9 protein-coding genes are annotated in these 15724 nt (G+C 44.2%); all 9 read right to left on the reverse strand.

Annotated elements, in window-relative coordinates; translation table 11 throughout:
- Positions 1–70: 70 nt before the first annotated feature.
- Positions 71–460 carry a DUF1033 family protein gene (locus ABVF55_RS00200; RefSeq protein ID WP_037608454.1) on the reverse strand — a complete coding sequence of 130 codons (390 nt, stop codon included), beginning with the start codon at positions 458–460 and terminating at the stop codon, positions 71–73.
- A gap of 220 nt (positions 461–680) precedes the next feature.
- On the reverse strand, positions 681–1784 hold the full coding sequence (locus ABVF55_RS00205) for a glycosyl hydrolase family 8 (protein ID WP_049475202.1): 1104 nt from the start codon (positions 1782–1784) through the stop codon (positions 681–683).
- A gap of 8 nt (positions 1785–1792) precedes the next feature.
- Positions 1793–3103 carry a glycosyltransferase family 2 protein gene (locus ABVF55_RS00210; RefSeq protein WP_049472878.1) on the reverse strand — a complete coding sequence of 437 codons (1311 nt, stop codon included), beginning with the start codon at positions 3101–3103 and terminating at the stop codon, positions 1793–1795.
- On the reverse strand, positions 3096–3236 hold the full coding sequence (locus tag ABVF55_RS00215; RefSeq protein ID WP_003009749.1) for a hypothetical protein: 141 nt from the start codon (positions 3234–3236) through the stop codon (positions 3096–3098). The genes ABVF55_RS00210 and ABVF55_RS00215 overlap by 8 nt, the downstream gene beginning before the upstream one ends.
- A gap of 9 nt (positions 3237–3245) precedes the next feature.
- Positions 3246–4034, reverse strand: coding sequence for a hypothetical protein (locus ABVF55_RS00220; RefSeq protein WP_023919656.1), 789 nt, complete (start codon positions 4032–4034; stop codon positions 3246–3248).
- Positions 4035–5189, reverse strand: a complete 1155-nt coding sequence (wecB, locus tag ABVF55_RS00225) for a non-hydrolyzing UDP-N-acetylglucosamine 2-epimerase (protein ID WP_320909536.1) — start codon at positions 5187–5189, stop codon at positions 4035–4037.
- 321 nt (positions 5190–5510) lie between these two features.
- Positions 5511–9164, reverse strand: coding sequence for a DNA-directed RNA polymerase subunit beta' (rpoC, locus tag ABVF55_RS00230; protein ID WP_320909537.1), 3654 nt, complete (start codon positions 9162–9164; stop codon positions 5511–5513).
- A gap of 159 nt (positions 9165–9323) precedes the next feature.
- Positions 9324–12893 (reverse strand): DNA-directed RNA polymerase subunit beta, encoded by a 3570-nt coding sequence (rpoB, locus tag ABVF55_RS00235; protein WP_414352893.1) that lies wholly within the window; start codon positions 12891–12893, stop codon positions 9324–9326.
- 351 nt (positions 12894–13244) lie between these two features.
- A complete protein-coding gene (gene pbp1b, locus ABVF55_RS00240) occupies positions 13245–15701 on the reverse strand; it encodes a penicillin-binding protein PBP1B (RefSeq protein WP_320909539.1) in 2457 nt (818 codons plus the stop codon).
- Positions 15702–15724: the final 23 nt, after the last annotated feature.

The following is a 15724-nucleotide window of genomic DNA, read 5'->3' on the forward strand; positions in this document are numbered from 1 at the left end:
ATACTATTCGAAAAAGAAGACAAAAAAAGAAGACTTTCTAGATCGCTCTAGAAAATCTTCCGAATGTCTCTTATGACAGGGTTGTCCCCTTTTTTGAATCGAGTGTATATTGACAAGAACGGTGTTTGCGACTGCCTCTTTCCTTTTCGTAGCCTGGGCGGAGCTTGCTTTTAGGGATCTTGTGCTCGTCTTCTAAGAGGACAATCGAATGGAAAAACTGCACATCTTCACTGCAGTCCTCACACCACTCTTTCTCCTTGGTATCCCAAAAGATCGTCATGAGGTCACTCCGACTCTTATAACTTGGAAAATGCTCATTTAACTCCAACCATTTCTGCTTGTAGTATTTCAAAGCCTGGTAATAGTCTTCAAACTTCCGACTACTCACGATATCTTCTTCCCAACCTTCTAAAAACCACCAGGGTTCACAGTCCCCGTACATTTCAATCACTCGATACATAAACTCTTCCATCCTTTGTATCCTCTATTATATAGAAAATCCTTTGAGAATAAAAGTTTTCTGCTCAGAGCATGATTTTTCAGGTAGTTTCCAGGCAATTTTCACCATTATTTTTCGAAAATAGACTGCCTAATTGCTATTGGGTCCTTTTTTCGAGAATCAAAAAAGAGAGTCCCAACAAAATGACGAGCCATCCTGGGAACTCTCTCTTCTCAAGTATTTAGAACAATTCAAGTGCAATCATGGTTGTCATGGTTGCATCGTAATAGTTGTTCAGAGGTAGATCTTGTGTAAAGATATACTTGTTCTGTTGCACCAACTTCAAATAGCCTTTTTCATGTTCAGAGGCATAGACAATCGGTGCCAAAAAGCTTGCTGCCTGATGATTATTCAAGGCCTTCCCTTTTAAGTCATAACCTGCATACAGGTTTCTTTGACTCTTGAAAAAGTTAAGCATCTTTTTCACCAATTTTTGACTGGTTGCGTCCTTACTTTGAACAAGGTTGTATGGAAGTCGACAAGCGTTATACGAGTAGGCACCATCATACTTGGATTCAATCGTCTTGGGATCCGCTACGCGCGTTCCTTGCTCATCTACCCAGATGAAATCAGGTAGTAAACCTGTTTTTGTTTGGGAGCTGATCGTTTGGAGTTGTTGCAACATCTTTTCTTTGATGTCCAACCACTTCGAATCTTTTGTCACTTCATAAAAGATCTGGAATTGCGCTGGCAGTGTATCAGATGTCCGCATCAAATGATAAAATTCCGAATCCTGATTGGCCCAATTCCCCACCGTTAACACACCAGTTTCTTCATTGTAGTTGTGTGCGAGAATATCTTCTAAAATCGCTTTGGCTTGAGCCTGGTAGTCTTTGGCTTGCTTTGGCCATTGCTGAGCGGCTTTTAGAAGAGCATAGGCGATGTAGAGGTCTCCATCTGTGGCGTTATGATCCTCATCCTTTGCTTTTCCATTGCTGATGGTTTGTTTCCAAGACATCAATTGGGTACCTTCCAAGCGATGATTTAGATAATAGTGATAGAGTCGATCAAAGTCTGCTTGTTGGGCTTGTCCTTTTTCAGCAGCCGCAACAGTAATGAGCATTCCATAACTTTGCGCCTCAGATAACACTACCGTTTGATTGCTATCATTGGTGGTTCGAACATAGGATTCTTTCCCTTTTGAAACAACAAAATGCTCATTCCACTGACGATAAATTCGATTTCGCATCTCCACTTTGCTTCGCGTTCTCGCTAAAAACAAGGTCAAACAGAAAATGCAAAGGATGACTAGAAACCATACATATCTCATCTTTTTCGTATTCATAATCTCTCCTATCCTGCGAATCGTTTTGTTTTAACCCATTTGGTTTCTTTCCGGTGCAATAGTTTATCCATCACAATCGAAGAGATGGCATCAATCGACACAATGATAAACAGTTGAGAATAGGTGAAATAGGCAGCCAAGGCCAACCAAATTTGCTTGGTAGTGGCTTGACCAAATTGTGAGGCAAGAGCCACATTAATCTGAAGCAGATAAAGTCCAATCATCAAGACCCAATTGAACAACATCAATTGCGCAATATAGATATTTTCTGAATCAAAGGCAAATGGAATTTGCACACCTGGCACCACTGTATGGATACACATGGCCAGAATATTGGCAAAAAAGATCAAGTCCGATAAGACGATGGCTGCGTTAAACCAGAAGAAGACACAGGAATAGTTGGTCACTTCTAACTTCACGCGCCAATTTCCCTTACCAAATAAATGCTTGAAGTTGGAAAGAACCACTTCATAATTCCCTTTGGCCCAACGTTTCCGTTGCATATAGTAACTCTTCAGAGTTTCTGGCTCTTGTTGAAAGGCTTCTGAATTATAGGCTAGCGCAATCAACTTCCCACTTTGCATAATCTTGAAGGAAATATCCGTATCCTCCGTCAAGGCACCGTTTTTCCATCCTCCAATACTCTTGACAAATTCGGTTTGAATAATGAAGTTAGTTCCTGGAATCCGTCCAATCTTAAAGAGATGCCACATGCCCACATGATGAACCCGTTGGGTGACAACAATCTCTTGGTTGATACAGCGGGTCAAGAAGTTTTGATTGGCATTCCGCGTTTTATTGCGGCCGAAAGAAGCCACATGACGTTCTGGATCTTTGAGGACTTCCTTCACAAGGAAATAAAGGGCATTTTTTTCAGGCATGGCATCTGCATCATAGACGCAGATATAGTCTCCAGTCGCCATCGCCAAAGCGTCATTTAGTACACCGGCTTTCCCACCTGTCCCGCTTCGATTGATAATGGTCAAATCACGTCCTGCATACTCTGGCAATGCTTTAACCGCCAAACACTCTTCATAGGTTCGATCAGAACAATTATCCGCAAAGAGCAGTAATTCAACACGATCATGTGGGTAGTTCATATCAAGGATCGCTTTAGCTGTTTGTGCAATGACCACATCCTCATTATGGGCGGGCACGACGATCGTCACTTTTGGATAATAAGGAAGCGGATCCGTATTAACACGAAAATCACTGTGTTTAAACCAAAAATGAACGGCTGAAAAGAGGATTACTAAGCCCCAGGCTAAGGACAACCAAATCGAAATCAAGGCAATAATCATCACAATCTGACTAATCATGGTCCACCGCCTTAAAATTTTTATTGACACGGTGGTAAATCACCGTATAAGCTACAAATAATACAATAAAGCACAAGGCAAAAAATACACTGATGCCTACAGCTATATTAAAAAATATATTTGTAAGAGACATGTTTTCCTCCTAATATTCCACAATAATATCTGTTTCAAGTTGACGTTTTAAGTAACGAATCATTTCTTTATAGCGATGGTATTTGGTTCGATTGGATTGATCCACTACAAGAAATCCTGACTGAAATTGGATGCCCTGAACCCCATCTTCTCCTTGGAAAACCAGTCCTTCCAACTGTGGTTTTAAGACCGTCATATAATCGCTCTTCAGATCCCGCTCGCTATCAGAAGATAAGATCAAGAAATTACCGTCTGATACATAATACAAGCTTTCATTTGGCTTCAGATGATGCGTTAACAAATAGTTGATTTGGTTCAAGGTCCGATTGTACTCTCTCGGTTGCAATTGGAAGAACAATTCCTCGTGCGACCAGTGAATGAGTAAGGCCTGAATTGTATCATTGGTTTGTCCGCCATAAGAAGCGATGCGGTTGCGGTAATCTGCGTAAGCTTCTGGCTCTTGATCCTTCACTTTTGCAATCTCTTTAAAGAGGTGATAGCGAATTCGGGTCAATATTCCAATCAAGATCGGAAAACTAAAGAGCAGAAGCAAGGCTTGATGAAATGGGATATAGACAACACCCGCCACCAAAAAGACAATCCCAAGGGCAAATGACAACAGGATGGTCCATGTCAACAATAAATCCGATAAGACAATAGCAGAAAATAATCCTAAAACAAAGAACAATCCTTCTTCAATCAGAATCTCTCTTGCAAAAAACAAGCAGTAAAGTAAAAGAAGTACTTCGAAAACAATCAAAATCAGCAACCATCTACTTAACTTTTCCGTTTTTTTCATTTATTCTTTCTCTCCCTCATGAAATTCTTCGGCAGCCTCTCCCTGGCCAAAGTAATGTTTAATGGCTTGTACGATTCGCTCAGAAGCTTTTCCATCCCCATAAGGATTTCGGGCATTTGCCATTTGAAGATACAGGCTTTCGTTGCTTAAGAGCTCTGTCATCGTGGATTTGACGACGGTAGGATCCGTTCCAACTAATTTCAAGGTCCCTGCTTTGACCCCTTCTGGGCGTTCCGTTGTATCGCGCAATACCAATACCGGTTTTCCTAATGATGGCGCCTCCTCTTGCACCCCACCTGAATCCGACATGATAAAGTAACTTCTAGAAGCTAAATTGTGGAAATCCAGCACATCTAGAGGCTCAATGAGGTGGATCCGATCATGTTCTCCTAATAGATCGTTTGCCGCCTCTTGGACCGCTGGACTAAGATGCACTGGGTAAACCACTTCAATAGTCGGTTCTTGATCCACCATTTCTCTCAGAGCTCCAAAGACCGCTCGCATGGGTTGGCCTTGATTTTCTCTTCGATGCATGGTGACCAGGATGACTTTTTTATCTGGATCCAATTGATCTAACACTTCGTGGTGATAGTCCTCTTGAACCGTGAGTTTCAACGCATCAATGGCAGTATTTCCCGTCACTACAATAGAGGATTCCGGATGATTTTCTTTTAAGAGATTGGCCTTACTTTCGCCTGTCGGCGCAAAATACAGATCCGCTAAATCATCCGTCATTTGACGGTTCATCTCTTCTGGATACGGTGAATATTTATCAAAGGTTCTCAAACCAGCTTCGACGTGACCAATGCGGACTTGATTGTAAAAGGCAACCAGACTCGCCGCAAAGGTGGTTGTCGTATCTCCATGGACGAGCACCATATCCGGCTTTTCTTTTTTGATAACTGGATCTAATTGATTCAGAATTTTAGAGGTAATGTCCAATAAGGTCTGGCTTTTTCCCATAATATCCAAATCGTAATCAGGTACGATGTTAAAGGTTTCTAAGACCTGGTCCAGCATTTGACGGTGCTGGGCAGTGACCACTGTGATGGTCTCAATAACCTCCTTTTGTTTTTGCAACTCCAATACCAAAGGGGCCATTTTGATGGCCTCCGGTCGGGTTCCAAACACAACCATAATTTTCAATTTTCCCATAAACTTCTCCCGTTGACATGCATGTAATTCAACATTTTTTTAATTTGTGTACATCTTTTTTCATTCTACCGCCAATGACTTTAAATGTCAAACCGATTTTGGGTTTTATAAAGAAATTACTAATAGTTAGTCATTTTATTATTTTGGTGTTTAGAATACATATCCATATAATCACTAATTGTAAGTATTTACAACACGACTTTTACCGGGCTAATATTTTTGGTAAAAAAATAATTCAATAATTATACAATTATTTTTCAAATAATAAATTTTTATAATTTTTTCAAAAAAAGCCGGAACTTGTAGTTCCGACTTATTTTCTTATTCTTCTATGACTTCAGCTGTTTGAACTTCATCGACTGTTCCATCTGTTAATGGCACTTCTTCGATAATTTCAACTTCATTAATCGCTTGTGGTTCCAAGTTGCGGTAACGAGCCATACCTGTACCTGCAGGAATAATCTTACCAATGATAACATTTTCCTTAAGTCCAAGGAGATGGTCTTTCTTACCACGGATCGCTGCGTCTGTAAGAACACGAGTTGTTTCCTGGAAGGAAGCCGCAGACAAGAAACTGTTGGTTTCAAGTGAGGCTTTGGTAATTCCCATAAGGACTGGACGAGCAGTCGCAGGAACTCCACCAGAAATAAGGACATCCTTATTAGCATCTGTAAAGTCTGTAATGTCCATCAGAGTACCCATGAGAAGGTCTGTATCTCCTGGATCCATGACACGTACTTTACGGATCATTTGACGCACCATTACCTCGATGTGTTTGTCGCCGATTTCTACCCCTTGGCTACGGTATACTTTTTGTACTTCCGCAAGAAGGTAAGTTTCAACAGACAAGACATCACGAACGGCAAGGAGACGTTTTGGTTGGATAGACCCTTCTGTCAGAGCATCACCACGAGAGACTTGATCTCCCACTTCGACTTTCATGCGGGCAGTGTAAGGGACAACGTATTCGCCCTCACCAGTTGCTCCGCTAACAAAGACTTTCTTGGTGCGTGTAGAAGCATCTTCTTCGATCGCTGTGACTTCCCCTTTGACCTCAGTGATGACCGCTTCCCCTTTTGGATTGCGGGCTTCAAAGATTTCTTGGACACGAGGAAGACCCTGAGTGATATCGGTATTTGAGGCAACCCCACCCGTGTGGAAGGTACGCATGGTCAACTGTGTACCAGGTTCCCCGATAGATTGGGCAGCGATAGTTCCGACTGCTTCACCCACTTCAACCGCATCACCAGTCGCCAAGTTGATACCATAACAGTGACGGCAGACACCATGGCGGGTGTTACATGTAAAGACAGAGCGGATAGTGACTTCTTCAACACCAGCTTTGACAATTTCACGTGCTAGGTCTTCTGAAATCAAGGTATCTGGACCAACGATGACTTCACCTGTTTCAGGATGTTTAACAGATTTCTTGGTATAACGACCAGTCAAGCGTTCTTCGAGTGGCTCGATCATTTCCTTACCATCAGTAATGGCACGGATCACAAGTCCACGGTCTGTTCCACAGTCATCTTCACGGATAATGACGTCTTGGGCCACGTCAACCAAACGACGAGTCAAGTAACCTGAGTCGGCTGTCTTCAAGGCCGTATCGGTCATCCCTTTACGGGCACCGTGAGTTGAGAAGAACATTTCGAGTACTGACAAACCTTCGCGGAAGTTTGACAGGATTGGCAATTCCATGATCCGTCCGTTTGGAGCGGCCATCAAACCACGCATACCGGCAAGTTGCGAGAAGTTTGAAATGTTACCACGGGCTCCAGAGTCCATCATCATAACGATTGGGTTCTTCGGATCTTGGTTATCCACCAAGCGTTTTTCCAATTTTTCACGGGCTGCACGCCATTCAGCTGTAACGGCATTGTAGCGTTCGTCATCTGTGATCAAACCACGACGGAATTGTTTAGTGATTTGTTCCACACGTTTGTGAGATTCTTCAATGATTTCTGCCTTATCTTCAACGACCGGAATATCGGCAATCCCCACTGTCAAACCAGCAAGGGTTGAGTGATGGTAACCCAAGTCTTTCAAGCGGTCCAAGAAAGCAGACGTTTCAGTTGTACGGAAGCGTTTGAAGATTTCTGCGATGATATTTCCAAGATTTTTCTTCTTGAATGGAACGTTTAATTCCAATTTCTCAATCGCTGCTTTGACATCTTGACCAGGCTCCAAGAAGTACTTAGCTGGAACGCCTTCTGTCAAGTTGGCATTATTTGGCTCTTGAAGGTATGGAAGCTCTGCAGGCATGATATCGTTAAAGAGGATCTTACCAACAGTTGTCAAGAGAATCTTGTGTTGTTGCGCTTCTGTCCATGGTTTGTTCAAGCTATCTGTCGCAATTCCGACACGTGTATGCAAGTGAACATAGCCATTGCGAAGGGCCATGACCGCTTCATCACGGTCTTTGAAGACCATGCCTTCGCCTTCACGACCAGCTTCTTCCATAGTGAGGTAATAGTTCCCCAATACCATATCCTGAGATGGGGTAACAACTGGTTTACCGTCTTTTGGATTCAAGATGTGCTCAGCAGCCAACATCAAGATACGAGCTTCTGCTTGAGCTTCTTCTGAAAGCGGTACGTGGATGGCCATTTGGTCCCCGTCAAAGTCGGCATTATAGGCTTCACAGACAAGTGGGTGCAAGCGAAGAGCTTTCCCGTCAATCAAGACAGGTTCAAAAGCTTGGATCCCCAAACGGTGAAGGGTCGGTGCGCGGTTCAAGAGAACTGGGTGTTCTTTGATCACTTCTTCTAGGATATCCCAGATGCGTTCATCTCCACGTTCGACCAAGCGTTTTGCAGCTTTAACGTTTTGCACGATATCACGCGCAACGATTTCACGCATCACGAATGGTTTGAAGAGCTCGATCGCCATTTCACGTGGCACACCACATTGGTACATCTTAAGAGTTGGACCAACGGCGATAACAGAACGTCCTGAGAAGTCAACCCGTTTACCGAGCAAGTTTTGACGGAAGCGTCCTTGTTTCCCTTTGAGCATGTGACTCAATGATTTTAATGGACGGCTACCTGGTCCTGTGATTGGACGACCACGACGACCGTTATCGATCAAAGCATCAACGGCTTCTTGGAGCATCCGTTTTTCGTTTTGCACGATGATACCAGGGGCATTCAACTCAAGCAAACGTGCCAAACGGTTGTTCCGGTTAATCACACGGCGGTAAAGGTCGTTCAAGTCAGAGGCAGCAAAACGGCCACCATCCAATTGGACCATCGGACGAAGATCTGGTGGAATAACCGGAAGGATGTTGAGAACCATCCATTCTGGCTTGTTGCCAGATTTGTAGAAGGCGTCCAAGACATCCAAACGACGCACAGCCTTCACACGTTTTTGACCAGTTGCAGTCTTCAATTCTTCTTTCAAGAGAGCAATTTCAGCTTCCAGATCCACTTGTTTCAAGAGGTCTTGGATGGCTTCTGCACCCATCTTAGCTACAAAGGAACCTGGTCCGTATTCACGCAAGCGTTCACGGTATTCACGTTCTGTCATGATGGATTTGTGCTCAAGTGGAGTATCTTTTGGATCGATCACCACATAAGCTGCGAAGTAGATGACTTCTTCAAGGGCACGAGGGCTCATATCCAAGGTCAATCCCATACGAGAAGGGATTCCTTTGAAGTACCAGATGTGTGATACAGGTGCTTTCAACTCGATGTGCCCCATGCGTTCACGACGAACTTTCGCACGTGTTACTTCAACCCCACAGCGGTCACAAACAATCCCTTTGTAACGGATTCGTTTGTATTTCCCACACGCACATTCCCAGTCTTTTGTAGGTCCAAAGATGACTTCATCAAAGAGACCTTCACGTTCTGGCTTCAATGTACGGTAGTTGATTGTTTCAGGTTTCTTGACCTCTCCATAAGACCATGAACGGACCTTGCTTGGAGAAGCTAGGGTGATTTGCATACTTTTAAAACGATTTACATCAACCACTATTTCTTACCTTTCCTTGTTTTCATACTTGTTTCATTTGGATACAGCTTAGGTGGGGGAAGAAAGGAAACTTTCTTGCCACCTCCTTGTGTCTGTATCTTGTTATCGAATCATCCTGCTAGAAGCATTGGTTGCTCACAGGACAATCATTTTTACTGATTATTTTTCTGATTCTTCGGCATCAAAGGCTGCTTTTGCTTCCTTTGCTGCTTTTTCACGTGCTTTTTCAAGGTCATCCACATGAATCACATCATCGTCTTCTCCTTCATCAAGGTCACGAAGTTCCACTTCTTGATCATCTTCGTCCAAGACACGCATGTCAAGACCAAGTGATTGCAATTCTTTGACAAGAACGCGGAAGGATTCTGGTACACCTGGTTTTGGAATTGGTTTACCTTTGGTAATCGCTTCATAGGCCTTCAGACGTCCGTTGACATCGTCTGACTTGTAAGTCAAGATTTCTTGAAGGACATTTGACGCACCATAAGCCTCAAGGGCCCACACTTCCATTTCCCCGAAACGTTGTCCACCAAACTGAGCTTTCCCTCCGAGTGGTTGTTGGGTAACCATTGAGTATGGTCCGACTGAACGGGCATGGAGTTTATCATCAACCATGTGGTGAAGCTTGATCATGTACATGACACCGACAGAGACACGGTTGTCAAACGGCTCACCTGTACGTCCATCGTAAAGAATCGTCTTAGCATCGCTATCCATACCAGCTTCTTTCACAGTATCCCAGAGGTCTTCTGAGCTTGCTCCATCAAAGACTGGTGTCGCGATGTGAATACCCAAGTTACGAGCTGCCATACCAAGGTGAAGTTCCATAACCTGACCGATATTCATACGTGATGGCACCCCAAGAGGGTTCAACATGATATCAACCGGTGTACCGTCTGGAAGGTAAGGCATATCTTCAACTGGAACAATACGAGACACAACCCCTTTGTTTCCGTGACGACCGGCCATCTTATCTCCGACGCGGATCTTACGTTTTTGTGCAATGTAAACACGAACCAACATGTTGACACCAGATTGTAATTCATCACCGTTTGCACGGGTAAAGATCTTAACATCGCGAACGACTCCATCTCCACCGTGAGGTACACGGAGTGATGTATCACGCACTTCACGAGATTTATCCCCAAAGATAGCGTGAAGGAGACGTTCTTCGGCAGAAAGGTCTTTTTCACCTTTCGGTGTTACCTTACCGACAAGGATATCGCCTTCTTTAACCTCAGCACCAATACGGATAATACCTGTTTCATCCAAGTCACGAAGAGCATCTTCCCCGACGTTTGGAATTTCACGGGTAATTTCTTCAGGGCCTAACTTGGTATCGCGTGTTTCTGATTCGAATTCTTCCAAGTGAACAGATGTGTAGACATCTTCTTTCACCAAGCGTTCGCTCATGATAACAGCATCCTCGAAGTTATACCCTTCCCAAGTCATGTAAGCGACGATTGGGTTTTGACCAAGGGCCATTTCCCCTTTTTCCATCGATGGACCATCAGCGATAAAGTCGCCTTTTTCAACGGTTTCACCAACTTTAACCAGAGTACGTTGGTTGTAAGCTGTACCGGAGTTTGAACGACGGAATTTTTGAACATGGTAGACGTCCAAAGAACCATCTTCCCGACGGACTTCCACCTTATCCGCATCTGCATAGGTAACTTTACCATCATGTTGAGCAATGACTGCAGCTCCTGAGTCATGGGCTGCTTGGTATTCCATACCAGTACCCACATAAGGGGCTTTTGGATCAATCAATGGAACAGCCTGACGTTGCATGTTGGCACCCATGAGGGCACGGTTGGAGTCATCGTTTTCCAAGAAAGGAATACATGCTGTCGCAACAGCAACTACTTGTTTTGGAGATACGTCCATGTAGTCGACTTGATCAGATGGGAACTCTTGGTTGTTACCACGGTGACGTCCCATAACGATTGGCTCAGCAAAGCCACCCTTTTCGTTCAACTTAGAATTGGCCTGAGCGACGATGTACTCATCTTCTTCATCGGCTGTCAACCAAACGATTTCGTTGGTCACTACACCTTTTTCACGGTCTACCTTACGGTATGGCGTTTGGATGAAACCATACTTGTTCAAGTGTCCATAAGATGACAAGTTGTTGATCAAACCGATGTTTGGTCCTTCAGGTGTTTCGATTGGACACATCCGACCATAGTGGGTATAGTGCACGTCACGCACTTCATATCCGGCACGGTCACGTGTCAAACCACCAGGCCCTAAGGCAGACAAACGACGTTTGTGAGACAACTCAGAAAGTGGGTTGTGTTGGTCCATGAACTGTGACAACTGTGAAGAACCAAAGAATTCTTTAATTGCTGCAGTTACGGGACGAATGTTAATAATTTGTTGTGGTGTCAAGACATCGTTATCTTGTACAGACATCCGTTCGCGAACGTTTCGTTCCATCCGTGAAAGTCCAAGACGCACTTGGTTGGCAAGCAATTCACCAACGGCACGAATCCGACGGTTTCCAAGGTGGTCGATATCATCCACGCGGCCAAGACCTTCTGCAAGGTTCAAGAAATAGCTCATCTCTGCCAAGATATCTGCTGGAGTTACAATCCGTACTTTGTCAGATGGGTTGGCATTTCCGATGATGGTGACAACGCGGTCTGGATCTGTTGGAGCGACAACTTTGAATTTTTGCAATTCTACTGGTTCTGTCAAAACAGCAGCATCATTTGGAATGTAGGTGATTTTGTTCAAACCGTTATCCAATTGTTCAGAGATGCTGTCGATCACATCGCGCGTCATGACAGTACCAGCTTCTACAAGGATTTCCCCTGTTTCAGCATCTACCAATGGTTCTGCGATTGTTTGGTTCAACAAGCGGTTCTTGATATTGAGTTTCTTGTTGATCTTGTAGCGACCGACAGGAGCCAAGTCATAACGACGTGGATCAAAGAAACGAGCTACCAACAAGCTGCGTGAGCTTTCCGCTGTTTTTGGTTCACCCGGACGAAGACGCTCGTAGATTTCTTTGAGGGCTTCATCTGTCCGTGAATCCATTGGATTTTTGTGGATATCTTTTTCAATGGTATTACGAACCAATTCGCTATCCCCAAAGATATCGATGATTTCATCATCTCCAGAGAATCCAAGAGCACGCACAAGAGTTGTAAATGGAATCTTACGTGTGCGGTCGATACGTGTGTAAGCAATGTCTTTTGAGTCGGTTTCAAGCTCTAACCAAGCCCCACGGTTAGGGATAACAGTTGATCCATAACCAACCTTACCATTCTTGTCCACCTTATCATTGAAGTAGACACCTGGTGAGCGGACCAACTGAGATACGATAATCCGTTCTCCACCATTGATGATAAAGGTTCCCATTTCAGTCATGATTGGGAAATCACCAAAGAAAACTTCTTGGGTCTTGATTTCACCTGTTTCTTTGTTGACCAAACGGAAGGTCACAAAGATTGGTGCTGAGTAGCTGGCATCGTGGATGCGCGCTTCTTCAAGCGAATACTTAGGTTCGCGGATTTCATAACCCACAAATTCCAATTCCATTGTATCCGTGAAGTTTGAGATGGGAAGCACATCTTCAAATACTTCCTTCAAGCCATGATCCAAGAAATCTTTGAATGAGTCTGTCTGGATTTCAATCAAGTTTGGTAAATCAAGAACCTCTTTGATTCTTGAAAAACTACGACGGGTCCGATGTTTCCCGTATTGAACGTCATGTCCTGCCAAAGTTTTTAGCTCCTTTTTCCATACTAGGATAGCTTGGTAAAATGACTTTCACCACCTATCCGGTTTTAACTACAATTGTGTGATTTGCATCACGTGAAGAGCTGTCTCTTCACCTCATTCGTCGCATTTTGTAATTTTTAGAAAAATTAAATTTGTGTAACAAACTAGGTTTTTTCTGAAAAATAGGCACAAAAAGAGCAGCTAAATCGACTTATTCAAGTAAGATTTAACTGCTGTAAGCTCTTATTTGGACAATATTTCAAATAAAGCACACGACAAATTAGTTATCACTATTATACCGTTTTTTGCTCCAAAAATCAAGGCTTTCTCTAGGTTTTCTACTGGATCAGACTAGCGTCGATTGCCACGATTTGAGCTGTTTCGATTTGAACTATTGCTGGATGAACTATTGGTTGTCGAATTGTTCTTATTATTCGACTGATTTCCACTGGAATTACCGAGAATCGCTGCCCAAGCACTTTGATAATCGCTATCCGATCCCCCGATGGCAAAGCGGTATTGAGTGGTTGGCGCTCCGTTTTTGGCCCAAAGGCTCGTCACCATTTGACCGCTCACATCGATATCCCGACCATTGACATTGACGCGGCCCGGTCTTTCACCAGTCGATTTGAGTACTTCAGAGCGGATCACACTCTTATCGAGAGTGAATTTATCCTGAATCCCAAAGAGACTTGGATCTGCTTGGTAAATTGCATTCGCCAACTGCGCCATGTATTGGGCATTGTTGTTGTATCCAGTCAAGGTCTGCATGGAAGCATTGTTGTCATGGCCGATCCAACCTCCTAAAGAAACATTAGGGGTGGACAACATGAGCCACATATCCCCATTTGAGTTAGTGGTACCGGTTTTTCCAATCCAGTCTGCACCTGCCAGCGTTGGGTTGACTTGGCTAATCCGTGACTTAAAGGTCGTTGTAGCACCAGACGTAATAACCCCGCGCAAGAGATCCTGCATAATCGTTGCCGTTGCTGGAGAGTAAACACGAACAGGATCTGCCTCGTGCTTGTAGACTACATCCCCATCTCGATCAATGATTTGTTCTACCATGTAGCGTTTGAGGTAGTTCCCATTGTTAGCAATGGTTTGGAAACCATTGGTATGTTGGGCAACAGTGACCTCAATTCCTCCCCCCATCGGCAGACTCTCAATGCCATATTCAGGGATATCATAGCCCATTTTCTTCATGTAGGATGGGACATCCACACCTTTTTCACGAAGAGTCCGGTAAGTCCAGTAAGCTGGAATATTCCATGAGGTATTGAGGGCCTCACGGAGATCCATCATGGCTGTCCCTCGGCTATCCACGTGCATGATCGGCTCCCCACTTGAGAAATTAGTCGGGTAGTTAGAAAGGATGCTATTGCTTCCCATCAAGCCTTGGTCGATGGCAATCCCATAGGCCAACAGTGGTTTGATTGTAGACCCTGGGGAACGCTCTGTATCAAAGGCATGGTTGTTTTGGTTGCCGTCAAAATTCCGTCCACCGATAAATCCTAAAACGGCACCCGTTCGGTTGTCCATAAGGACATTCCCAACTTCTACAAGACCCGTCCCATCATCCAAGACGCTGCCAAAATTCGCTACTGCGGCCTGCATGGCATTGTGAACCGGTTTGTTAATCGTGGTTTGAATGGTGTAGCCACCTTCGCGCAACTCGCTCTCCGCTAATTCTTGATAAGCCTTGACGGTTTCATTATTTTTCAAGTCTTGCTTGGTGACATTGTCTCGCTTGATCAAGTAATCATACATGGCCTCTTTTGCTTCTGCCATGGCTTGGAAGTAGAGGTAGTCATGCGGTGTTTTCTCGATGCCATCTGGAGCGATGAAGTCTTTGGTCAAGTCGTACTGAGCATAGGTCTCGTAGTCTTTTTTCGACAAGGCTCCTGTCCGGTACATATTGAACAAAACGTCTTTGGCACGCGCCAGACCTAACTCGAGGTTCTCCTTGCTCTTTAGGCTACCGTCTGCAGCATAAGGAGAGTAGACAATCGGACTTTGTGGCAAGCCAGCGATAAAGGCCGCTTGTGGAACGGACAAGTCTTTCGCAGAGACGCCAAAGATCCCTTGAGCTGCAGCTTCCACACCCGCAATATTTTGTCCCCGATTGTTTCGTCCAAAAGGCGAAACATTTAAGTAGGTGGTTAGGATTTCATTTTTATCCATTCCCCGCTCTAAAGCCAAGGCATCGACAATCTCTGTCGCCTTACGAGTAAAGGTTGGAGCGTCTCCCACGACTTGCTGTTTGATCAACTGCTGGGTCAGGGTTGATCCCCCACTAGAGGAACCCACGCCGGCTACAGATCCAAGTGTTGCCCGAAGAACGGCTTTAGGTACAACTCCCTTGTGGCTTTCAAAATTCTCATCCTCAGTAGCGATCACAGCCTTCTTGACATTGTCTGAAATGGCGTCTCCTGCGACTGGCGTGCGGATCAAATCACTGTCCACTTCTGCAATCAAGCTCTTATCGGAATAAGTCAGTTTTGAAACACTGCTGACGTTGCGGACCTGCTGGACCAATTCTTCTGTCTTTGGAACCTTGACATTGCAAAAGAGGCTCGCCGCATAACCAATCCCAATCCCTGCGCCAAATAAAAAGAGGCACACGAACAGGGCGATCATGACATCCCACAGGAGTTTGAGGGTGCGCAAAAAGGTCGCAAAAATATCGCCGACAGACCAGCTACTTTCCTCATTTTTTTCCTTATTCGGAGTTTCTGTATACATCTTTGCAAAGAATTTTTGGACTTTCTTCCAAAACTCTTGCAGCTTCTCTTTTAATTGATTCACTGATTCTTTCTCCTTGTTCCCTA

Source organism: Streptococcus sp. KHUD_012, assembly GCF_052588255.1.

What these genes read in the sequence shown, in the direction of transcription:
- ABVF55_RS00210 (WP_049472878.1), bottom strand. Translation starts at nt 3,103, where the DNA reads ATGATTAGTCAGATTGTGATGATTATTGCCTTGATTTCGATTTGGTTG.
- wecB (WP_320909536.1), bottom strand. Translation starts at nt 5,189, where the DNA reads ATGGGAAAATTGAAAATTATGGTTGTGTTTGGAACCCGACCGGAGGCC.
- ABVF55_RS00215 (WP_003009749.1), bottom strand. Translation starts at nt 3,236, where the DNA reads ATGTCTCTTACAAATATATTTTTTAATATAGCTGTAGGCATCAGTGTA.
- ABVF55_RS00220 (WP_023919656.1), bottom strand. Translation starts at nt 4,034, where the DNA reads ATGAAAAAAACGGAAAAGTTAAGTAGATGGTTGCTGATTTTGATTGTT.
- ABVF55_RS00200 (WP_037608454.1), bottom strand. Translation starts at nt 460, where the DNA reads ATGTATCGAGTGATTGAAATGTACGGGGACTGTGAACCCTGGTGGTTT.
- ABVF55_RS00205 (WP_049475202.1), bottom strand. Translation starts at nt 1,784, where the DNA reads ATGAATACGAAAAAGATGAGATATGTATGGTTTCTAGTCATCCTTTGC.